Raw genomic sequence first — 21,163 nt, 5'->3', positions numbered from 1 at the left:
CGACCAACCCCACGGAGGGGGGGCCGGCTCCTGCCTTTTGTTCCTCCTTCCCCCCCCCCCCCCCCCCCCCCCCGCACCCGGAAGACCAAACCGGCCGCTACGGCCGCTCGCCCCGCTTGACCTGGGGCTTGGGCAGGCGCAGCCGCCGCATCTGCAGCGTCCGCATCACCGCGTACGCCTTCACGCCCTTGAGGTTCTCCTTCGGGAACCGCTCCTGCAGCTGCTTGCCCATGCGGAACCAGATGAGGACCGAGTCGAGCACGATCAGCACGATGATCACGAGCCACAGCAGCAGCGCGATGCTCTGGATCGAGGGCACCCGGATCATGGTGAGCACCAGGATCACCACGGCCATCGGCAGGAAGAACTCCGCGACGCACCAGCGCGAGTCGACGTAGTCACGGGCGAACCGGCGCACCGGTCCCTTGTCGCGCACCGGCAGGTACCGCTCGTCGCCACTGGCCATCGCCTCCCGCTGGCGGGCCATGTCCGCACGGCGGGCCTCCCGCTGCGCCTTGGTGGCGTCCTTGCGGTTGGTCGGCGTCTGCGCACGGGAGCGGCGCTGCGACTGGGAGTCGCTGCGCTTCGGCGTCGGGCGGCCCTTGGGGGCCTGCGGGTCGCGGGGCTGCTGGGGCTGGTCCGCGGTCACCTTGGCGGTCGCGGCCTGCTCATCCTTCGAACGGCTTCGGAACACAACACCCAAGAGTACGTGGTCGCCGCGCGGGGGCGAGGGTCCGGCGGGGCACGATCCGACAACGGCGTTCCCCCGCGGCGTGGCGGGCCGGGGCAGGAGCCGTCGGTGGTTTCGGTCGGTGGGCGGGTCTGGTTCGCGTGCCCACCCCGGCCCACCGTGCCGGGCGCCTACTCCTTGCGCGGGAGAAGATGCGCTCCGCGATCGTCCTGGAGGATGAGCGCATCCGGCCGCGAACAGTGCGGTAATGGAACCAGGGCCCGTACTGTGGGGTCTGTAGATGTGCTGGAGCCGAAGCCCGAGGCGACTCGGTCAGAAGGGGGCGCGCGAGGCCCATGAGCGATGGTGTCATGAAGCGGATGGGGATGATCTTCCGCGCGAAGGCCAACAAGGCCCTGGACCGGGCCGAAGACCCGCGCGAGACCCTCGACTACTCGTACCAGAAGCAGCTGGAACTGCTGCAGAAGGTACGCCGCGGTGTCGCCGACGTGGCGACCTCCCGCAAGCGCCTGGAGCTGCAGCTCAACCAGCTCCAGGGCCAGTCCGCCAAGCTGGAGGACCAGGGCCGCAAGGCACTGGCGCTCGGCCGCGAGGACCTGGCCCGCGAGGCGCTGACCCGGCGCAGCGCGCTGCAGCAGCAGGTCACGGACCTGGAGACGCAGCACCAGACGTTGCAGGGTGAGGAGGAGAAGCTCACGCTCGCGGCGCAGCGGCTGCAGGCCAAGGTCGACGCCTTCCGTACGAAGAAGGAGACGATCAAGGCCACGTACACGGCCGCCCAGGCGCAGACCCGGATCGGCGAGGCCTTCTCCGGCATCTCCGAGGAGATGGGCGATGTCGGCCTGGCGATCCAGCGTGCGGAGGACAAGACCGCGCAGCTGCAGGCCAGGGCCGGCGCCATCGACGAGCTGATGGCCTCCGGCGCGCTGGACGACCCGTCCGGTATGGCCAAGGACGACATCACCGCCGAGCTGGACCGGCTCTCCGGCGGCAGCGACGTCGAGCTGGAGCTGCAGCGGATGAAGGCCGAGCTCGCGGGCGGCCCGTCGGCCGGCAAGCAGGCCCTCGAAAGCGGTCAGGGCGGCCAGGGCCAGCCCGCGCCGCAGCAGGACCAGCCGCGTTTCGACAAGCAGTGACGGTCGCCGGGGGTTAGCCTCGCAGGGATCGTCGGACCGGACCGAGGGAGACCGTCGTGATCGTACGGATCATGGGGGAGGGCCAGGTGAAGCTGGACGACGCCCACTTCATCGAGCTCAACAAGCTGGACGACGAGCTGCTCGAGGAGATGGAGAGCGGCGACGAGGAAGGCTTCCGGCGCACTCTCGGCGCCCTCCTGGAAGCGGTGCGCCGGATGGGCACACCGCTTCCCGACGACGCCCTCGAACCGTCCGAGCTGATCCTGCCGTCCCCGGACGCCTCCCTCGCTCAGGTCCGGGAGATGCTCAGCGACGACGGCCTCATCCCGGGCTGACCGCCCGCTCCAGCTCCACTCCAGCGCATACGGCACACGGCGCCCCGGTCCCCTCTCGGACCGGGGCGCTACCGTTTCCTCTTGTGAGTCCCCTCGACCCCGGTCCGGAAGCGCCCCGCGCCGCCGGCCGCTTCCAGTGGCACCGGACGCATCCGCTCGCGGTCGACGCCGCCCTGGCGGTGGCCGTGTTCGCGTGCATCCTGTTCGGCGCGGTGGTCGACCCGCACCGCGTCCACGGCCCGCAGTGGGCGCCGCACCGGCTCTCCGCCTCGGCCGTGGTGCTGGCCGCGCTGGCCTGCGCCACCCTGGTGTTCCGCCGTCGGCTGCCCCGTACGGTCCTGGCGGCCACCGGCACCCTGACCATCGTCGAGCTGCTCGTCCGCGCCGGCGACCCGCGCGCCCCGGTGGTCGGCGCCGCCGCGATCGCGCTCTACAGCCTCGCCTCGCGCACGGACCGGCCCACGACCTGGCGGCTCGGCGCGCTGACCGCGGTCGTGCTGACCGCCTCCGCGATGCTCTACGGGCCCCGCCCCTGGTACGCGCAGGAGAACCTCGGCATCTTCGCCTGGACGGGCATGGCCGCCGCCGCGGGCGACGCGGTGCGCAGCCGCCGCGCCTTCGTGGACGCCATCCGTGAACGCGCCGAGCGCGCCGAGCGCACCCGCGAGGAGGAGGCCCGCCGCCGGGTCGCCGAGGAGCGGATGCGCATCGCCCGCGACCTCCATGACGTCGTCGCCCACCACATCGCCCTGGTCAACGTCCAGGCCGGCGTCGCCTCGCACGTCATGGACAACCGCCCCGACCAGGCCAAGCAGGCCCTGGCGCACGTCCGCGAGGCGTCCCGCTCGGCGCTGGAGGAGCTCCGTGCCACGGTCGGTCTGCTGCGTCAGTCCGACGACCCCAAGGCGCCGACCGAGCCCGCACCGGGCCTCGGCGTCCTCGACCAGCTCGTCGAGGGTTTCGTCCGCGCCGGTATCCCCGTCGACCTGGACCTTCCGCACGAGCCCCGGCAACTGCCCGCCTCCGTGGACCTCACCGCCTACCGCGTGGTCCAGGAGGCGCTGACCAATGTGCACAAGCACGCCGGGGAGGGCGCCCGCGCCACGGTGCGGATCCGGCACTCCGAGAGCGCGCTGACCGTGACCGTTCTGGACGACGGCGCGGGCCGGGCCGGCGTACCCCGCCAACGGAGCGGCGAGCGGCCGGCGGACGAGACCGTCGCCCCCGGGGACAGCGGCGGCGGCCACGGCCTGATCGGCATGCGCGAGCGGGTCTTCGCGCTGCGCGGCACGGTCGTCACGGGCCCGCGCGCGGCCGGCGGCTTCCAGGTGCGGGTGACCCTTCCACTGCAGACCGTCCGTACGGGGGAGAACGCATGACGATCAAGGTGCTGCTCGCCGACGACCAGGCGCTGCTGCGCAGCGCCTTCCGGGTGCTGGTCGACTCCGAGCCGGACATGCGGGTGGTGGGGGAGGCCTCCGACGGCGCCCAGGCCTACGAGCTGACGAAGGCCGAGCGCCCCGACGTCGTCCTGATGGACATCCGGATGCCCGGTGTGGACGGCCTGGCCGCCACCCGCATGATCAGCCAGGACCCGCAGCTCACCGACGTCCGGGTGGTGATCCTGACCACCTTCGAGGTCGACGACTATGTGGTGCAGTCGCTGCGCAACGGCGCCAGCGGCTTCCTCGGCAAGGGCGCCGAGCCGGACGAGATGCTGGGCGCGATCCGGATCGCGGCGGCCGGCGAGGCGCTGCTGTCGCCCGCCGCGACCAAGGGGCTGATCGCCAAGTTCCTCGCCCAGGGCGGCAGTCCGGCCGACGGCGGCCCCGGAGACCGGGGCACGCAGCGGCTGGCGAGCCTGACCGGCCGTGAGCGCGAGGTGCTGGTCCTGGTGGCCGGCGGCCTGTCCAACGACGAGATCGCCGAGCAACTGGCGGTCAGCCCGCTCACGGTCAAGACGCATGTCAACCGCGCGATGGCCAAACTGGGGGCCCGCGACCGCGCCCAGCTGGTGGTCATCGCCTACGAGTCGGGACTCGTACGCCCACGGGTGCAGTGAGGGTGGAGTAGCCCTACTCCGAACGCGGTACGGGCGCGGGCCGGAAACCGACCTGCGAGCGAGGAAAACCGGCCCGGCCATGGCCGAAGGTGTATCTGGGCCCGCGAAGGCCCCGGGGCGCCCTGTGCCCCGGCCGTCGGGCCCGCGTGGGCCCCGCCGTCCTGCGCCGTCCGCACACCGGGACGGCCCTCCAAGCCCAGACCGCCTTCAGAACAGAAGAGAGAGACCCCACCCATGTCCTGGCTGTCCCGACTCAGCCTCGTACAACGGGGCCTGATAGCGCTGATGTCGATCGTCGCGATCGCCTTCGGCGCCATCGCGATCCCGCAGCTCAAGCAGCAGCTCCTGCCCTCCATCGAGCTCCCGATGGTCTCCGTGCTGGCGCCCTACCAGGGTGCCTCGCCCGATGTCGTCGAGAAGCAGGTGATCGAGCCGCTGGAAGACGGTGTCCAGGCGGTCGACGGCATCAAGAGCGTCACCTCGACGTCGAGCGAGGGCTCGGGCGTCATCATGGCGCAGTTCGACTACGGCAACGACTCCCAGCGGCTGGTCGCCGACGTCCAGCAGGCCGTCAACCGCGCCCGCGCCAAGCTGCCCAAGGACGTCGACCCGCAGGTGGTGGCCGGCTCGACGGACGACATCCCCACCGTCGTCCTCGCCGTCTCCTCCTCGGCCAGGGACCAGCAGAGCCTCGCCGACCAGCTCGACCGCAGCGTCGTGCCGGACCTGAAGAACATCGAGGGCGTCAGCCAGGTCACCGTGGACGGCGTCCAGGACCGGATCGTCGCGGTCACCCCCGACGAGCGCAAGCTCGCCGCCGCCGGGCTGAACGCCCAGGCGCTCGGCAAGGCGCTGGAGGCCGGCGGCACGTCGGTGCCGGCCGGTTCCTTCGCCGAGGGCGGCAAGAGCAGGACCGTCCAGGTCGGCGCCGGATTCACCTCGGTGCAGCAGATCAAGGACCTGACCATCGCGCCGGCCGCGGGGGCGGGCGCGAGCGGTGCCGGCGCCGGGCAGTCCGCCGCCGAGCCGGTCCGCCTCGGCGACGTGGCCGGCGTCAAGGAGGAGCCGGCCACCCCGACCTCCCTGACCCGCACCAACGGCAAGCCCAGCCTCGCCGTGATGGTGACGATGGACCAGGACGGCAGCGCGGTCGCGATCTCCGACGCGGTCAAGGACAAGCTCGCCGACATCCGCAAGGACCTGGGCAAGGGCACCGAGGTCACGGTCGCCTCCGACCAGGGACCCGCGGTCTCCAAGTCGATCGACTCGCTGACCACCGAGGGCCTGCTCGGCTTGGCCATGGCCGTCATCGTCATCCTGGTCTTCCTGCTCAGCCTCCGCTCGACGCTGGTCACCGCGGTCTCCATCCCGCTCTCGGTCGTCATCACCCTGATCGTGCTGTGGACCGGTGACCTCTCGCTGAACATGCTCACCCTCGGCGCGCTGACCATCGCGATCGGCCGCGTCGTCGACGACTCGATCGTCGTCCTGGAGAACATCAAGCGGCACCTGGGCTACGGCGAGGAGCGCCGCGAGGCCATCCTCTCCGCCGTCAAGGAGGTCTCCGGAGCGATCACCTCCTCCACCCTCACCACGGTCGCGGTCTTCCTCCCGATCGGCGTGGTCGGCGGCATGGTCGGTGCCCTCTTCGGCTCCTTCTCCCTCACGGTGACGGTCGCCCTGCTCTCCTCCCTGATCGTCTCGCTGACGGTCGTCCCGGTCCTGTCGTACTGGTTCCTGCGCGCCCCCGAGATCCCGGAGGGCACCACCGCGGACGAACTGCGCCGCAAGGCCGAGGAGAAGGAGACCCACAGCCCGCTGCAGCGCCTCTACGTCCCGGTCCTGCGCTTCGCGACCCGCCGCCGGGTCACCAGCCTGGTGATCGCCGTGGTCATCCTCATCGGCACCTTCGGCATGGGCCCGCTGCTGAAGACCAACTTCTTCGACCAGGGCGACCAGGACACCCTCACCCTCAAGCAGGAGCTCAAGCCCGGCACCAGCCTGGGCGCGTCCGACGCGCAGGCCAAGAAGGTCGAGAAGCTGCTCGCGGCCAACGACGACATCGCCGACTACCAGGTCACCGTCGGCTCCTCCGGCTTCATGGCGGCCTTCGGCGGCGGCACCGGCGCCAACCAGGCCTCCTACCAGCTGAAGCTGACGGACTCCGCGGACTCCGGCCAGGTCACCGACGACCTGCGGGCCTCGCTCGACAAGCTCGGCAAGTCCATCGGCGACACCACCGTCACCGCCGGCGGCGGCTTCGGCAACCAGGACCTCAGCGTGGTCGTCAAGGCGGGCGACGCCGACGTGCTGCAGCAGGCCAGCGAGCAGGTCCGCAAGGCCGTCGCCGGGCTCGACGACGTCACCGACGTCCAGAGCGACCTGGCCCAGAGCGTGCCGCGGATCTCCGTCAAGCCCAACGCCAAGGCGGCCAGGGCCGGTTACGACCAGACCATGCTCGGCGGCGCGGTCGCCCAGGCGATCCGCGGCACCACCAGCGGCAGGGCCGTCCTGGACGACACCGAGCGGGACATCGTCATCAAGTCGGCCCACCCGGCCACCACCGAGGACGAGCTGAAGAAGCTCGCCCTCCCGACGCCGGCCGGCCCGGTCGAGCTCGGCACCATCGCCACCGTCAAGACCGTGCCCGGCCCGGTCCAGATGACCCGGATCGACGGCGCCCGCTCGGCGACCATCACCGCCAAGCCGACCGGCGACAACACCGGCGCGGTCAGCGCCGAGCTGCAGAGCAAGGTCAACGCGCTGAAGCTGCCGGACGGCGCGACGGCCAAGATCGGCGGCGTCTCCCAGGACCAGACCGACGCCTTCTCCTCGCTGGGCCTGGCGATGCTGGCGGCCATCGCCATCGTCTTCATGCTCCTGGTGGCCACCTTCAAGTCGCTGATCCAGCCGCTGATCCTGCTGGTCTCGATACCCTTCGCGGCGACCGGCGCGATCGGCCTGCTGATCGCCACCGGCACCCCGCTGGGCGTCCCGGCGATGATCGGCATGCTGATGCTGATCGGCATCGTGGTCACCAACGCCATCGTGCTGATCGACCTGATCAACCAGTACCGCGCGCAGGGCTACGGCGTCGTCGAGGCGGTCGTCGAGGGCGGCCGGCACCGCCTGCGCCCGATCCTGATGACCGCGCTGGCCACGATCATGGCACTGCTGCCGATGGCGCTGTCCATCACCGGCGACGGCGGCTTCATATCCCAGCCGCTGGCCGTGGTCGTGATCGGCGGTCTGATCACCTCCACCCTGCTCACCCTCCTCCTCGTCCCGACGCTCTACGCGATGATCGAACTCCGCAAGGAGCGCCGGGCGAAGAAGAAGGCGGCCAAGCGCGCCGCGAAGTCCGGCGCGCGGCCCGAGGAGGCCGACCGCACCCCGGAGCCCGCGGGCGTGTGACCCCCCGCTCCCGACTCCGGTCGGGGGAGGGGACCCGCCACCGGGCCGCACCAGGAGCCCCCGTTGCCGTACGCACGGCAACGGGGGCTCCCGCGTACGCCGGGTGGCTGCGACACCACCTGATCTCCCGTCATACGCCTTCCAGTGGTTTATCCGCCCTTGTCTGCATACGCCCGCCGGGCACGAGAAGCATGACTCCCGAATATGCCGCACCGGGAGGAGAGCGATGACCGACCCCGCAGCAGCAGGCGCAACAGCGAATCACGTAGCCGACGAACCAGCCGACGAACTGGCCGACTTCGTCACCTACTGCGTGCCGCTGACCGGCTTCGCCGCATTCGATCTGTACGCCACCGGCATGGCCCGGCTCTACCTCGACACCGCCCGCGGCCAGGTGGGCGACACCCAGTTCACCAAGTTCTGGACCAAATGGAAGGAAGCCGTCGCCCAGGGCCAGGGTCCCCAGGCCCTGGACCTCCCGCACCGCGAGGTCGCCCGGGCGCTGATCTACCTCTGGTACACCGGCGCCTGGCCCCGGCTGGCCCCCGCGGCCCACGCAACGCTCCGGCGCGAGGTCGCCAACACCGAGTCCGTCGCCTCGCCCAGCGCCTACGTCGAAGGCCTGGTGTGGCGCACCTTCCACGGCCACCCGGCGGGCGCCAAACCGCCGGGCTTCGGCACCTGGGCGGTCAAACCGCCGGCGCCGACCTGGCAGAGCACCGACCAGCTGCGCACCGATCTCGACGTCGCCGACGTCCCCTACCGCACCGGCCTGGCCGACGAGGTCGCCCCGGACGAGATCCCCGACGAGCTGATCCCCGGCCACCGCCTGAGCCGCCACGTCCCGCCGTCCGCCGTGCCCACCGCGGCCGCGGCCGCGAGCGAGGCCGTCGCCACCACCCCCGAGGAGGCCACCTCATGACCGCACCCGTCCCCGCGGAGGCCGCCGCCCGCCGCCGCTACGACGTGATCATCGTCGGTGCGGGCTGGGCCGGCAGCGCACTGGCCAAACGCCTCGGCGACCAGGGCTGGCAGGTCCTCGTCCTGGAGGCCGGCAACAGCGGCACCGAGACCTGGCCCGGCTATCTGGACTCCCTGGCCACCTACTACTCGGCCGTCGCCAAGGTCCCCAACTCCGCCTACCGCCGCAACAAGGCCGCGCCCTACCCGGATGTCCTCGACCTCGCCCCGGTACGCAACCCCGCCTCCGGGCAGCCCGAGTTCACCGCCAACGGCTACCTCGTCCAAAACGGCCGACTCCCCTACGGCACCGACTACCTGCGCGAACTCGGCGGTACCGCCATGCACTGGCTCGGCGCCGTCCCCCGCATGCTCCCCGACGACTTCGCCACCGCCAGGGACTACGGGTACGGCCGCAACTGGCCCTTCACCGCCGCCGAACTCCAGCCCTGGTACGCCGAGGCCGAGCGCGAACTCGGCGTCGCCGGCAACGCCCAGGAGCAGAAGCACCTCGGCACCGTCACCGACCCCGCCTACGAGTACCCCATGCACCACATCCCGCAGAGCTATATCGACGAGCGCTGCAGGGACCTCGACGGCAAGGTCGTCCAGGACGGCGTGGCCGGCACGAACTACGCGCTGACCATGTACGGCCTGCCGCAGGCCCGCAACTCCACCCCCAACCCCGCCTACCGGGACCCGTACCGCGTCCAGGGCGCCGTCGGTATCCCCAACTACGGCGAGCGCTGCGTGGGCAACGCCAGCTGCGTCCCCATCTGCCCCGTGCAGGCCAAGTCGCATCCGCTGCGCCTCCAGGCCGGCTGGCCCAGGACCGTCACCCTGGCCACCCGCTGTGTGGTCAGCCGGGTCCGGGCGCGGGCGGACGGCCGGGTCACCGGCGTGGAGTACCGCACCTACACCGACCCCGTCTCACCGGTCCACCAGACCTACCTCGCGGAGGCGGACGTGGTCGTCCTCGCCGCGCACGCCGTCGAGAACGCCCGGCTGCTGCTGTTCTCGGGCCTGGCCAAGAAGAGCGGGCAGGTCGGCCGCAACCTGATGGACCACCCCACCCTCCTCAACTGGGCGCTCGCCCCCGAGGACAAGGGCCCGGTCGGCCCGTTCCGCGGCCCCGGACACACCTCCGGCTGGGAGGTCTTCCGCAGCGGATCCGGGCGCAGCCGGCGGGCGCCCTTCCGCATCGAGATCGGCAACTGGGGCTGGGGCTGGGCCACCGGCGCTCCGCTCAGCAACGTCGCCAGCGCCCTGGGCGTCGGCGGCAACCCCGACGGCAGCATCCGGGACAAGGGCGTCTACGGGCCCGAACTGCGCAGCCTCCTCGGCCACTCCATCGGCCGCCAGCTCCAGCTCCAGATCGCCGTCGAGCAGTCCGCGAACGAGAACAACCGCGTCACCATCGACCCGGCCCGCTACCGCGACGCCATGGGCAACCCCCGCCCGATCGTCACCTACGACCTCGACGACCACGTCCACAGGGGCCTGTACGCCGCCCGCCTGGTGGCCCAGAAGATCTTCGGCCTCCTCAAGGCCAAGGACTACACCCACCACGCCCCGCAGAACGGCGTCCCGCCGCTGGGACACGTCGTGTACAACGACACCCACCTCGCCTACAGCGGCGCCGGGCACGGAGCGGGCACCCACATCATGGGCACCGACAGCACGACCTCCGTGGTGGACCGGGACCAGCGCACCCACGACCACCCCAACCTCTACGCCGTCGGCTGCGGCAGCATGCCGTCCGTCGGCACCAGCAACCCCACCCTCACCATGATGGCGCTGGCGCTGCGCAGCGCCGCCCAGATCCACCGGGACCTCGTCGACGCCCGCCGCCCGGTCGAGCTCGGCAGCCCCGCCCACGAGGAGGTATCGGCGTGATCACCGCGATGGCCCTGGACGCCCAGGGATTCGGCATCCCGCAGACCATCGAGGACCTCCGCACGTACCTCCAGGGCGCCCTGGAGGTCGAGCACCTCACCATCCCCGTCTACATGACCGGGCTGTACTCCCTCCACCCGGGCACCAACCGCACTGCCTACTTCGCCATCCGCAGCGTCCTGATGGAGGAGATGCTGCACATGACCCTGGTCGCGAACCTCCTCAACGCGGTCGGCGGCAAGCCCGAGGTGGGCCGCAAGGAGTTCGTCGCCAAGTACCCGGCGAAGCTGCCGTTCAGCAGCGACGAGGACGTGCCGCTGATCCACCTCCAGCACTTCTCGCCCGCCGCGCTCCGCACCTTCCTGCGCATCGAACTGCCCCGCACACTCGCCCCCCACCCCAAGCCGGGGGAGGGCTGGACCTCCATCGGCCAGTTCTACGACGCCATCCGCCAGGGCCTGGAGAAGCTGGTCAAGGACCACGGCGAGGCCGCGGTCTTCCCACAGAGGCCCCAGCGCCAGGTCGGCCCCGAGGACTTCTACAACTCCGGCGGCGAGGTCTTCCCCGTACACGACCTGAAGTCGGCCAAGCTCGCCATTCGCGTCATCAGCGAACAGGGCGAGGGCCTCGACGACCACATCTGGACCAGCGACGACCTGATCTTCGGCGAGCAGCGGCAGCTCGCCCACTACTTCCGCTTCAACGAGATCTACACCGGCCGCAGCTACGGCCCCCACGACACCCCCAAGGACCCGCCCAGCGGCCCGCTGCTGGACGTCACCTGGGACGACGCCTACCCGATCCACGGCGACTCCAAGGTCGCCGACTACCAGAAGAACAAGGAGGTGTACGAGCAGGCCGTCGCCTTCAACACCCGCTACGCCGCCCTGCTCTCCTACCTCCAGCAGGCCTTCGACGGCATGCCCCGGGCGATGGCCCTGGCCATCCCCACCATGCTGGAACTGCGCGACCGCTCCGAACAGCTCTACCGCAACCCGCACCCCAAGTGTCCGGGCCTCTTCGCCAGCCCCACCTTCGAACTCGAAAAGCCGCAGTTCGACGCGGTGTACGAGACGGTCCAGGAGAACGTGCGGCTCGCCGGCCTGGAGGCCGGCGAGCCGATCGATCTCTCCGCCGTCCCGAGCTAGGCGGCGAAAGCGCCCTACCGAAGCACAGGGCGGTGCCCCACGCCACGCCGCACCCCGGAGCAGAGCACTGCGGGGTGCGGCGCCCGCATCAGCGGACGAGGCCGCCGAAGCCCCCCAAGCCCCCGCCCCCGCCGCCCCTGCGGGCGGACACGAGGGTGTCGGTGATGTCGCCCCCGGCGGTCTGCTTGAGCTTGGCGATCGTCCGGTGGTTGTCGATGAGGATGTTCGTGCGGCAACCTTCCGAGGGGAGCAGAAGGGTGAACGTCGGCGCGCAGTGCACGTCCTGGTCGAAGAACCCGCCACCCCAGCCCTTGGCACTGGCCGTGCCGGTCGCCGTCATCATCAGCGCACCCGCCCCAAGGGCGCCCGCGACCATACGCATTGCCTTACCCACGACGGAACTTCCTTCCTGTCTGGTCCCGGTCTGATACCGGGATCACCGCGCTAACGAACCAGCAACGGGTGGATTACGCAGCGTTACGCTGTCGTGGTGACGGGGCGGTGTTTCCGTCCCTGCCGCGAAGCCGCCGGAGCCGCCCGCACGGGCGCTGCGGGACGCGAGGCGGAGCCCGCTCGGCCGGGGCGGTCCGGCTCGCGCATCGCGGTGAGTGATGCGACGGTGGCTTGGGGTGCCGAACCGACGAAAGGCGGGCGACCGTGCGCTGTGCTCAGGCCCGTAGGGCCGCTGTCGTGCCGGCGGCCGGACTCGTCCTCGCGCTCGCGCCGCCGGCCGCCGCCGACGGGCCCGTCGCCCCGGTCCGGGTGGCGGTCACGGGCGGCGCCTTCACCGGCAGCGTGGGCATCGTGCGCACGGCGGCGCGCTCCCTGTACGGCGGCTTCCCCTGCGCCGCCGACGGCGTGTACCCCACACCGCTCACGGCCCTGGCCGACGCCGACCGTAGATACCACCTCGGCGTGCGGGCGCACTGGGACGAGGCGACCGGGGACTTCGTGGTCACCGAGATCCGCGGGGACGTCGCGGACGGCGGCAGGAAGTGGAACGCGTACGTCAACGAGAAGAAGATCACGACCGGGCCCTGCGGCACCGCGGTCAAGGACCACGACAAGGTCCGCTGGACCCTGGAGGCCGCCACGAGCTGACGGCCGCCGCATCCCCGCAAGAGAAGTTCCCCCACGGGCGCGGCGGCCGATCGCCGCGGCTACGGCAGGCTCAGCATCCGCTCCAGCGCCAGCTTCGCGAAGCTCTCGGTCTCCTTGTCGACCTCGATGCGGTTGACGACCTTGCCGTCCGCCAGCGACTCCAGCGTCCACACCAGGTGGGGGAGGTCGATGCGGTTCATCGTCGAGCAGAAGCAGACCGTCTTGTCGAGGAAGACGATCTCCTTGTCCTCCGCGGCGAAGCGGTTCGCCAGCCGGCGGACCAGGTTCAGCTCCGTGCCGATGGCCCACTTCGAGCCGCGCGGGGCGGCTTCCAGGGCCTTGATGATGTACTCCGTCGAGCCGACGTAGTCCGCGGCCGCCACGACCTCGTGCTTGCACTCGGGGTGGACCAGGACGTTGACGTCCGGAATGCGGGCCCGCACGTCGTTCACCGAGTCCAGGGAGAACCGGCCGTGGACCGAGCAGTGGCCGCGCCACAGGATCATCTTCGCGGCCCGCAGCTGCTCGACGGTCAGGCCGCCGTTCGGCTTGTGCGGGTTGAAGACCACGCAGTCGTCCAGGGACATGCCCAGGTCGCGGACGGCGGTGTTGCGGCCCAGGTGCTGGTCGGGCAGGAAGAGGACCTTCTCGCCCTGCTCGAAGGCCCAGTCCAGCGCCCGCTTGGCGTTGGAGGAGGTGCAGATCGTGCCGCCGTGCTTACCGGTGAAGGCCTTGATGTCGGCCGAGGAGTTCATGTACGAGACCGGCACGACCTGCTCGGCTATGCCGGCCTCGGTGAGCACGTCCCAGCACTCGGCGACCTGCTCGGCGGTGGCCATGTCGGCCATCGAACAGCCCGCGGCCAGGTCGGGGAGGATGACCTGCTGGTCGTCGCCGGTGAGGATGTCGGCCGACTCGGCCATGAAGTGCACACCGCAGAAGACGATGTACTCGGCGTCCGGCCGGGCGGCGGCGTCCCGCGCCAGCTTGAACGAGTCACCGGTGACGTCGGCGAACTCGATGACCTCGTCGCGCTGGTAGTGGTGCCCGAGGACGAAGACCTTGTCGCCGAGCTTCTCCTTCGCCGCGCGGGCGCGCTCGACGAGGTCGGGGTCCGACGGGGCGGGGAGGTCGCCGGGGCACTCCACGCCGCGCTCGCTCTTCGGGTCGGCCTCACGGCCGAGGAGGAGCAGGGCCAGCGGGGTCGGCTGGACGTCCAGGGGCTGGGCGGTGGTCACAACACGCACCCTCTCTTCTCTGCGGACAGCTCTTTGCGCTCTTGGGCACAAGCCTTTTCGTCTATTTGACGTTATCTATCATAGCTGCTTCACGTCACTTTGACGATGGCCATAGCGTCGATGTGACGCATCACCACCGCACGGTGTGCGGTGGACCACCTGTTCCCCGCCGCCGGTGTGCGAGCATGAAGAAGAAGCGCCCAGCCGGAATTAATCCGGGGCGTCGCCGGTTTCAGCTTGTTGCATCCGATGACAAGCGGTCCGTACAACCCGGGAGAGATGTAGATGAGCGTGCAGGACGAGAAGACCACCGTCAGCGACGGCATCATCCTGTCCGACGCGGCCGCGTCGAAGGTCAAGAGCCTGCTGGAGCAGGAGGGCCGGGACGACCTCGCGCTGCGGGTGGCGGTCCAGCCCGGCGGTTGCTCCGGTCTGCGCTACCAGCTCTTCTTCGACGAGCGCTCGCTCGACGGCGACGTCGTCAAGGACTTCGACGGTGTCAAGGTCGTCACCGACCGGATGAGCGCCCCGTACCTCGGCGGTGCCTCCATCGACTTCGTCGACACCATCGAGAAGCAGGGCTTCACGATCGACAACCCGAACGCCACGGGCTCCTGCGCCTGCGGCGACTCCTTCAGCTGAGGATCGCGGGCAGTACACGCACAGACGGCGAAGGCGGCGTCCCCCGAGTGGGGGCGCCGCCTTCGCCGTATCCGTATCCGGGCCGCCGCTACCGCTTCGGCACGGCCTCACCGGTCGACACGTCGATCACCTGCCGGCCGTCCAGCGGCTCGCGCAGCGTGACGGTCTTGGTGAACTCCTTGGCGATCTTCACACAGACCTGGCCCGGCTTCTTGTCCTTGCCGACGACCTTGGTCTTCACGGCCGTGTCCGACTCCTCGGCGCTCACCGAGTAGACGCTGCACACCCCGCCCCAGAAGTGCACGGTCAGCTTCCGGCCGCCGTCGCCCACGTCGTACGACTCCAGCGCCATCGCCCCCGGCTTCCCGGACGGCCCCTTCGGGGTCCGGTCCTTGTGCGCCAGGTACTTCGGATCCACCGCGGGGTGCGCGACGGTCGTCGTGGCGTCCGGGCCGCTACCGGCGGTGCCCGGCTGGCGGACCGTGTACAGCCACGACGGCACCAGCGCCTGCCCGCCGCTGACGTACTGCACCGCGAGCCCGAAGACGGCCCCGGTCACCTCGGCCGGCTTCTGGGCCTTCGTCGGCGACGGCTCGCACGGCGCGATCTGACCGCCCTTGCCGCCCTTGCCGTCCTTCCCGGGGGGCAACGAGGGGCAGCCGGCCGGTGTGCGACCCCCGCCCGCGTTCAGCCGCTCCAGCGTCTTGTCCGCGCTCAGCACGGGGTACACCGCACCCTTGACCGGGTTCGCCAACTGGCCGCTGCCGCCGACCACCTGACCGTCCGAGCCGACCTGCAGATCGCTCTGCCAGCCGTACGTCGGCAGCCCGCCGAGCACCGGATTGGCGGTGACGATCCGCACCGCGCCGGACAGCCCGCTCGCATCGAGCCGGGCGCTCTCCTGGCCCAGCGCCTTGAGCACCGGTCGCACCGCCTGCTCGGCCTTCTTGGGCGACACCGCGTCCTTGCCGCTGCTGTCGTCCTCGGTCGTGACGTCCCCGCCGCCGCGGTACGAGGGGCAGCCCGGGCCCGACGCGCCGGCGCCCGCCTTGTCGCCGTCCGTGCCGTTCTCGGGGGCGGCGGGCAGCGCGCAGTTCGTGCCGCCCGGGGTGCCGTACTGCGAGTACGTCCAGGAGCCCGAGCCGGTCTTGTTCACCTGCAGGACGGGACTGCGGGCGTCCCGGGTCAGCCCGCCCACCTTCCAGGTGCTGCCCTCCGAACGGACCTTTCCGGCCACATCCAGCGCCTTCGCCAGCCGTTCGACCGACTCCCGGCTGATCTCGCCCCGAGGCCGGTACACCGGCGCCGACGACGGGCCGTCGGGCAGTTCCTTCACGGCCTTGTACTTCGCGCCCTGCGGATTGGGCTCACCGGCCGCTATCGAGCCGCCCGTGTAGCCGTCGAGCGCGAGCGGCGGCGGGTCGGCCCTGCCCGCGGAACCCGGGCCGGAGCCCTCGTCGCTGGACGCGGACGAGGCCCAGTACGCCGCGCCGCCCCCGGCCAGCAGCACCGCGGCGGCCATCGAGGCGACCAGCAGCGGGCTGCGGCGCCGGCGCTCCTTGGGGTGGTCCGGGGTCGTGGGGGTGTCCTCGGTGTTCACCGCATCGCTCCTTCAGCTCCGCTGAACATCTGCCGTGCCACCCTCCCTGGGGTGGACGTCGATGGGACGGAGCGGGGGCGTGCGCGGTTCCCCGAACGGCTCAGTCGCCGTAGTCGGACATGTTGTCCACGATCTCGGCGGACCGCTCGGGAACCTCGACCCCGTGCAGATCGGACGCCCGGCCGGGCGCCGGCGCGGCCCGGTGCCCGGCCTTCCAGCGCCCCGCCATCCGCGCGCAGTCCCCGCGCAGCTCGTCGAGCGACTCCGGCTCGGTTTCGGCGGGTGAGGCGGCGACACGTGGTGTGACGGCTTTCACAGGCTTGGTCATAGGGGCACCGTACGCAGGCACCCGGCGAGGAGAAAGGCCTACTATTGAGTAGTTATCCGCTGGTTTCAGCGGTTCCGCCTATCCGGGATGCGCAGGTGGTTTTGCACCCCGCCAGGTAGCGTTGCTCCACGTCCGCAAGTCCCTCCGCCTCCGCAGGAGCAGACCCGTCGTGCGTATCGCAGTCACCGGCTCCATCGCCACCGACCACCTGATGACCTTTCCCGGCCGCTTCGCCGACCAGCTCGTGGCCGACCAGCTGCATACGGTCTCCCTCTCCTTCCTGGTCGACCAGCTCGACGTCCGCCGTGGCGGAGTCGCCCCCAACATCTGCTTCGGCATGGGCCAGCTCGGCATCGAGCCGATCCTGGTCGGCGCCGCGGGCAACGACTTCGAGGAGTACCGCGCCTGGCTCGACCGCCACGGCGTCGACACCCGCTCCGTACGCATCTCCGAGGTGCTGCACACCGCGCGCTTCGTGTGCACCACCGACGCCGACCACAACCAGATCGGCTCCTTCTACACCGGCGCGATGAGCGAGGCCCGGCTGATCGAGCTGCAGCACGTGGCCGAGCGGGTCGGCGGGCTGGACCTCGTGCTGATCGGCGCGGACGACCCCGAGGCGATGATCCGGCACACCGAGGAGTGCCGCACCCGCGGCATCCCCTTCGCCGCCGACTTCTCCCAGCAGATCGCCCGGATGGACGGCGACAACATCCGCACCCTCATGGAGGGCGCCACCTACCTCTTCTCCAACGAGTACGAGAAGGGCCTGATCGAGTCCAAGACCGGCTGGACCGGCGAGGAGATCCTCGCCAAGGTCGGCACCCGGGTCACCACCCTCGGCTCCAACGGCGTGCGCATCGAGCGGGTCGGCGAGCCCACGATCGAGGTCGGCGTCCCGGAGGAGAAGACCAAGGCCGACCCCACCGGCGTCGGCGACGCCTTCCGCGCCGGCTTCCTGTCCGGTCTGGCCTGGGGCGTCGGCCTGGAGCGCGCCGCGCAGATCGGCTGCATGCTGGCGACGCTGGTCATCGAGACCATCGGCACCCAGGAGTACGAGCTGCACCGCAGCCACTTCATGGACCGCTTCACCAAGGCGTACGGCCACGAGGCCGCCGCCGACGTCCAGCAGTACCTGGCCTGAACCGGCCGGAAGAACGGCTCAGACGCGGCGCCGCACGACATAGGCGGCGCCGCGTGCCGCCGCCCGCTCGCCCACGTACTCCTGCTCGCGCATCGTGCACCAGGCGGGGATGTCCTGCCGGGCGGCCTCGTCGTCGGAGAGCACCGTGACCGTCCCGCCGACGGGCACCCGGCCGATCACCTTGGCCAGCTCGATGACCGGGATGGGGCAGCGCCTGCCGAGGGAGTCGACGACCAGGTCCTCGGGCCCGGCGGCCGCCGCGGTCGCGGCCTGCGGCGCCTCACCGGCCTCGGGCATCACACCTGCCTCAGGCGCCTCGGCTGCCACCGACGGCACCCCCAGCCGCTCCCGTACCGAGCGCACCACCCCGGGCAGCACCTCCAGGAACCGCTCGACGTCCGCCTCCTTCGTGCCGTACGGCAGCGAGACCCGGACGTTCCCCTCGGACAGCACCCCCATCGCGCGCAGCACATGGCTCGGCTCCAGAGTGCTGGACGTACAGGACGAGCCGGACGAGACGGAGAAGCCGGCCCGGTCGAGCTCGTGCAGCAGGGTCTCCCCGTCGACATAGAGACAGGAGAAGGTGACCAGATGGGGGAGGCGGTGCACCGGGTCGCCGACCACCTCCACCTCCGGGACCAGCGCCGGCACCCGCGTGCGGATCCGGTTGACCAGCTGCCGCAGCCGCGCCGCCTCGGCGGCGGTCCCGGGGTCGGCCCGCAGCGCGCGCAGCGACGCCGCGGCCGCCACGATCGCCGGGATGTTCTCGAAGCCCGGGCTGCGGCCCGACTCCCGCTCGTCCGCGGGCCCCTGGGGCGCGAACCGGGTCCCCTTGCGGACCACGAGCAGTCCGACGCCGGGCGGGCCGCCCCACTTGTGGGCGCTCGCCGCCAGCAGCGACCAGGCGCCGGGCACCGGCCCCCAGGGCAGCGACTGCGCGGCGTCCACCAGCAGGGGCACGCCGGACTCCCGGCAGAGCCCGGCCACCTCCTCGACCGGCTGCTCGGTGCCCACCTCGTGGTTGGCGGACTGCAGGGCCACCAGCGCGGTGTCCGGGGTGAGCGCGGCGGCCAGGTCGCCGGCCGCCACCCGGCCCGTCCGGTCCACGGCCAGCTCCGCGCGGGTGCCGCCGGCCGCCTCATGGACCTCGGCCGCGTGCAGCACGCAGGAGTGCTCGACGGCGGAGTGCAGCAGCCGACGGCCGACACGCCGACGGGCCGCCAGCGCACCGGCGACTCCCCGATGCACCGCTTGCGTACCCGAAGGAGTGAAAACCAACTCGTCGGGTCGACAACCGACGGCCTCGGCCGCGGTCTCGCGCGCGGCGTCCAGCAGCAGCCGGCCGCGGCGGCCCTCGCGGTAGAGGCGGGCCGGGTCGGCCCAGCCCTCGTCGAGCGAGGCGAGCAGGGCCTCACGGGCGACCGGGTGCAGGGGAGCGGTGGACGCGGCGTCGAAGTAGGGCACGTACGAGACGTTAGTCCCCCGGGGTCCCCGGCGGAGCCTGCGCCCGGCGGGTCCGCGGGCCGACCGCGGGTGCCGGTCCGCCGGGCCGGGGCGGGCGGGTGCCGGTCAGGCCGTCAGATGCCTGGTGGGAGCGGGTAATCGGGTGTGGCGAGGGCGCCTCCCGGGGGACCCGGCCACCCCTTAGGGGTGCGTCGCGGCGCGTTGGGCACCCTCCCCGCGCGACCCCAAATAGCGTCCAGTAGGGTTTGGTCCGCATAAACATCCAAACCCCTGCCCGACGCAGGGCGGCGACCGACCAGCGAGTAAGGCCGCAGCCGACCGCGCGGGCGAGACTCTCGGGAAGGCGCTACGTGAGTCCCAACGGCTCCGACCGCTCGTCGCGGCGCCCGATGCGGCGGAAGCTGCCGCAGGTGCTTGCTGCGGGCCTGGTCCTGGCGACCGCTACTGGTTGCACATATAAGGACTTCCCCCGCCTCGGCATGCCAACGCCCGTCACCGACGAGGCGCCGCGGATCCTCTCTCTTTGGCAGGGCTCCTGGGCCGCCGCCCTCGCAACGGGCGTGCTGGTGTGGGGCCTGATCATTTGGAGCGTGATCTTCCACCGCCGCAGCAGGACCAAGGTGGAGGTCCCCGCGCAGACCCGGTACAACATGCCGATCGAGGCGTTGTACACGATCGTCCCGTTCATCATCATCGCGGTGCTCTTCTACTTCACCGCACGTGATGAGAGCGCACTCCTGAAGACTTCCAAGAAGCCGGACCACGTCATCAACGTGGTGGGCTTCCAGTGGAGCTGGGGGTTCAACTACCTGGAGGACGTCGACGGCAACAAGTCGACCACGAACATCGACTCCAGCGCGCTCTCCGCGATCCCGGACAAGTGGAAGAAGACCGCGCCGGCCGGTGCCGACGGTGTCTACGACGTGGGCGTTCCGGGCACCCGGAACCCGCAGACCGGCAACCCCGGCCCGACGCTGTGGCTGCCGAAGGGTGAGACGGTCCAGTTCGTACTGACTTCGCGCGACGTCATCCACTCCTTCTGGGTGGTGCCGTTCCTGATGAAGCAGGACGTCATCCCGGGCCACACCAACGTCTTCGAGGTGACCCCCAACAAGGAGGGCACCTTCATGGGCAAGTGCGCCGAGCTCTGCGGCGTCGACCACTCCCGGATGCTCTTCAACGTCAAGGTCGTCTCCCCTGAGCGGTACCGGGAGCACCTGCAGGAACTGAAGAAGAAGGGCCAGGCCGGATACCTGCCGTCGGGCATCAAGCAGACGGATCACGCCAGGAATGCGGAGACGAAGAACCAGTGAGCATCCTCAACGAACCTCAGGGTGCCGCCGCCGATACGGCTCCGGCAGCACCGCCCGTACGGAAAAAGCAGCCCGGTATCGCTGCCGTGAAGTGGCTGACGACCACTGACCACAAGACCATCGGCACGATGTACCTGGTCACGTCGTTCGCGTTCTTCTGCATCGGCGGCCTGATGGCGCTGCTGATGCGGGCCGAGCTGGCCCGTCCCGGCACGCAGCTCATGTCGAACGAGCAGTTCAACCAGGCGTTCACCATGCATGGCACGATCATGCTGCTGATGTTCGCCACCCCGCTGTTCGCCGGCTTCGCGAACTGGATCATGCCGCTGCAGATCGGCGCGCCCGACGTGGCGTTCCCGCGGCTGAACATGTTCGCCTACTGGCTGTACCTCTTCGGCTCGCTGATCGCGGTCGCCGGCTTCCTCACCCCGCAGGGTGCGGCGGACTTCGGCTGGTTCGCGTACTCGCCGCTGTCGGACGCGGTGCGTTCGCCGGGCGTCGGTGCCGATATGTGGATCATGGGTCTGGCCTTCTCCGGCTTCGGCACGATCCTCGGTTCGGTCAACTTCATCACGACGATCATCTGCATGCGGGCGCCTGGCATGACGATGTTCCGGATGCCGATCTTCACCTGGAACGTGCTGCTGACCGGTGTGCTGGTCCTGCTGGCCTTCCCGGTGCTGGCGGCGGC

Annotated in this window: 19 protein-coding genes; 13 read left to right on the top strand and 6 right to left on the bottom strand. The window is 71.0% G+C overall.

Going from position 1 to position 21,163, the window contains the following annotated elements:
- Positions 1–97 precede the first annotated feature (97 nt).
- Complete coding sequence (locus tag ACZ5XZ_RS21265; protein ID WP_468980234.1) at positions 98–694, bottom strand: DUF3043 domain-containing protein; 597 nt, start codon at positions 692–694, stop codon at positions 98–100.
- Between the two features lie 332 nt (positions 695–1,026).
- Here ACZ5XZ_RS21265 and ACZ5XZ_RS21260 point away from each other — a divergent pair, with 332 nt between their 5' ends.
- From ACZ5XZ_RS21260 to ACZ5XZ_RS21225, 8 genes are all read left to right on the top strand, one after another.
- Entirely contained in the window at positions 1,027–1,827 is an 801-nt protein-coding gene (locus ACZ5XZ_RS21260; protein ID WP_384436675.1) for a PspA/IM30 family protein, read from the top strand.
- Positions 1,828–1,883: 56 nt separating this feature from the next.
- A complete protein-coding gene (gene pspAA, locus ACZ5XZ_RS21255; protein WP_468980231.1) occupies positions 1,884–2,162 on the top strand; it encodes a PspA-associated protein PspAA in 279 nt (92 codons plus the stop codon).
- A gap of 83 nt (positions 2,163–2,245) precedes the next feature.
- Positions 2,246–3,541: a sensor histidine kinase gene (locus ACZ5XZ_RS21250; protein WP_468980229.1), complete on the top strand. Its 1,296-nt coding sequence runs from the start codon at positions 2,246–2,248 to the stop codon at positions 3,539–3,541.
- Positions 3,538–4,224, top strand: coding sequence for a response regulator (locus tag ACZ5XZ_RS21245; RefSeq protein ID WP_468980227.1), 687 nt, complete (start codon positions 3,538–3,540; stop codon positions 4,222–4,224). The genes ACZ5XZ_RS21250 and ACZ5XZ_RS21245 overlap by 4 nt, the downstream gene beginning before the upstream one ends.
- Positions 4,225–4,458: 234 nt before the next feature.
- Positions 4,459–7,638 carry an efflux RND transporter permease subunit gene (locus ACZ5XZ_RS21240; RefSeq protein ID WP_468980224.1) on the top strand — a complete coding sequence of 1,060 codons (3,180 nt, stop codon included), beginning with the start codon at positions 4,459–4,461 and terminating at the stop codon, positions 7,636–7,638.
- Positions 7,639–7,864: 226 nt separating this feature from the next.
- Positions 7,865–8,560, top strand: a complete 696-nt coding sequence (locus ACZ5XZ_RS21235) for a hypothetical protein (protein WP_468980223.1) — start codon at positions 7,865–7,867, stop codon at positions 8,558–8,560.
- Complete coding sequence (locus ACZ5XZ_RS21230) at positions 8,557–10,494, top strand: GMC family oxidoreductase (protein WP_468980221.1); 1,938 nt, start codon at positions 8,557–8,559, stop codon at positions 10,492–10,494. The genes ACZ5XZ_RS21235 and ACZ5XZ_RS21230 overlap by 4 nt, the downstream gene beginning before the upstream one ends.
- Positions 10,491–11,642, top strand: a complete 1,152-nt coding sequence (locus ACZ5XZ_RS21225; RefSeq protein ID WP_468980219.1) for a ferritin-like domain-containing protein — start codon at positions 10,491–10,493, stop codon at positions 11,640–11,642. The genes ACZ5XZ_RS21230 and ACZ5XZ_RS21225 overlap by 4 nt, the downstream gene beginning before the upstream one ends.
- Positions 11,643–11,730: 88 nt before the next feature.
- Here the strand turns inward: ACZ5XZ_RS21225 and ACZ5XZ_RS21220 are convergent, their stop codons facing one another.
- A complete protein-coding gene (locus ACZ5XZ_RS21220; RefSeq protein ID WP_468980216.1) occupies positions 11,731–12,036 on the bottom strand; it encodes a hypothetical protein in 306 nt (101 codons plus the stop codon).
- Between the two features lie 263 nt (positions 12,037–12,299).
- Here ACZ5XZ_RS21220 and ACZ5XZ_RS21215 point away from each other — a divergent pair, with 263 nt between their 5' ends.
- Entirely contained in the window at positions 12,300–12,743 is a 444-nt protein-coding gene (locus ACZ5XZ_RS21215; protein WP_468980214.1) for a DUF4430 domain-containing protein, read from the top strand.
- 59 nt (positions 12,744–12,802) lie between these two features.
- On the opposite strand, the gene nadA is transcribed toward ACZ5XZ_RS21215, so the two are convergent.
- On the bottom strand, positions 12,803–13,990 hold the full coding sequence (gene nadA, locus ACZ5XZ_RS21210; protein WP_384436705.1) for a quinolinate synthase NadA: 1,188 nt from the start codon (positions 13,988–13,990) through the stop codon (positions 12,803–12,805).
- A 276-nt stretch (positions 13,991–14,266) separates the two neighbouring features.
- On the opposite strand from nadA, the gene erpA reads away from it, so the two are divergent.
- Positions 14,267–14,623, top strand: a complete 357-nt coding sequence (gene erpA / locus ACZ5XZ_RS21205) for an iron-sulfur cluster insertion protein ErpA (RefSeq protein ID WP_030070025.1) — start codon at positions 14,267–14,269, stop codon at positions 14,621–14,623.
- An 88-nt stretch (positions 14,624–14,711) separates the two neighbouring features.
- On the opposite strand, the gene ACZ5XZ_RS21200 is transcribed toward erpA, so the two are convergent.
- Positions 14,712–16,223, bottom strand: coding sequence for a hypothetical protein (locus tag ACZ5XZ_RS21200; RefSeq protein WP_468980212.1), 1,512 nt, complete (start codon positions 16,221–16,223; stop codon positions 14,712–14,714).
- 100 nt (positions 16,224–16,323) lie between these two features.
- The gene (locus ACZ5XZ_RS21195) at positions 16,324–16,551 is read right to left on the bottom strand and encodes a hypothetical protein (protein ID WP_468980210.1); all 228 of its coding nucleotides are present in this window, start codon (positions 16,549–16,551) and stop codon (positions 16,324–16,326) included.
- 169 nt (positions 16,552–16,720) lie between these two features.
- Here ACZ5XZ_RS21195 and ACZ5XZ_RS21190 point away from each other — a divergent pair, with 169 nt between their 5' ends.
- A complete protein-coding gene (locus tag ACZ5XZ_RS21190) occupies positions 16,721–17,695 on the top strand; it encodes a carbohydrate kinase family protein (RefSeq protein WP_468980207.1) in 975 nt (324 codons plus the stop codon).
- Positions 17,696–17,713: 18 nt separating this feature from the next.
- Here the strand turns inward: ACZ5XZ_RS21190 and ACZ5XZ_RS21185 are convergent, their stop codons facing one another.
- Positions 17,714–19,159 carry an aminotransferase class V-fold PLP-dependent enzyme gene (locus ACZ5XZ_RS21185; protein ID WP_468980205.1) on the bottom strand — a complete coding sequence of 482 codons (1,446 nt, stop codon included), beginning with the start codon at positions 19,157–19,159 and terminating at the stop codon, positions 17,714–17,716.
- A 350-nt stretch (positions 19,160–19,509) separates the two neighbouring features.
- Between ACZ5XZ_RS21185 and ctaC the strand changes: the two genes are divergently transcribed.
- Positions 19,510–20,472 carry an aa3-type cytochrome oxidase subunit II gene (gene ctaC, locus ACZ5XZ_RS21180; RefSeq protein ID WP_468980202.1) on the top strand — a complete coding sequence of 321 codons (963 nt, stop codon included), beginning with the start codon at positions 19,510–19,512 and terminating at the stop codon, positions 20,470–20,472.
- Positions 20,469–21,163: cytochrome c oxidase subunit I (locus tag ACZ5XZ_RS21175; protein WP_468980201.1), on the top strand; the 695-nt coding region annotated here is incomplete at its 3' end. The genes ctaC and ACZ5XZ_RS21175, both read left to right, overlap by 4 nt.

This window comes from Streptomyces sp. NPDC033270 (genome assembly GCF_055576575.1).
Note: the sequence above shows the minus strand (reverse complement) of the source record. Positions and strands in the feature narration are given on the sequence as shown.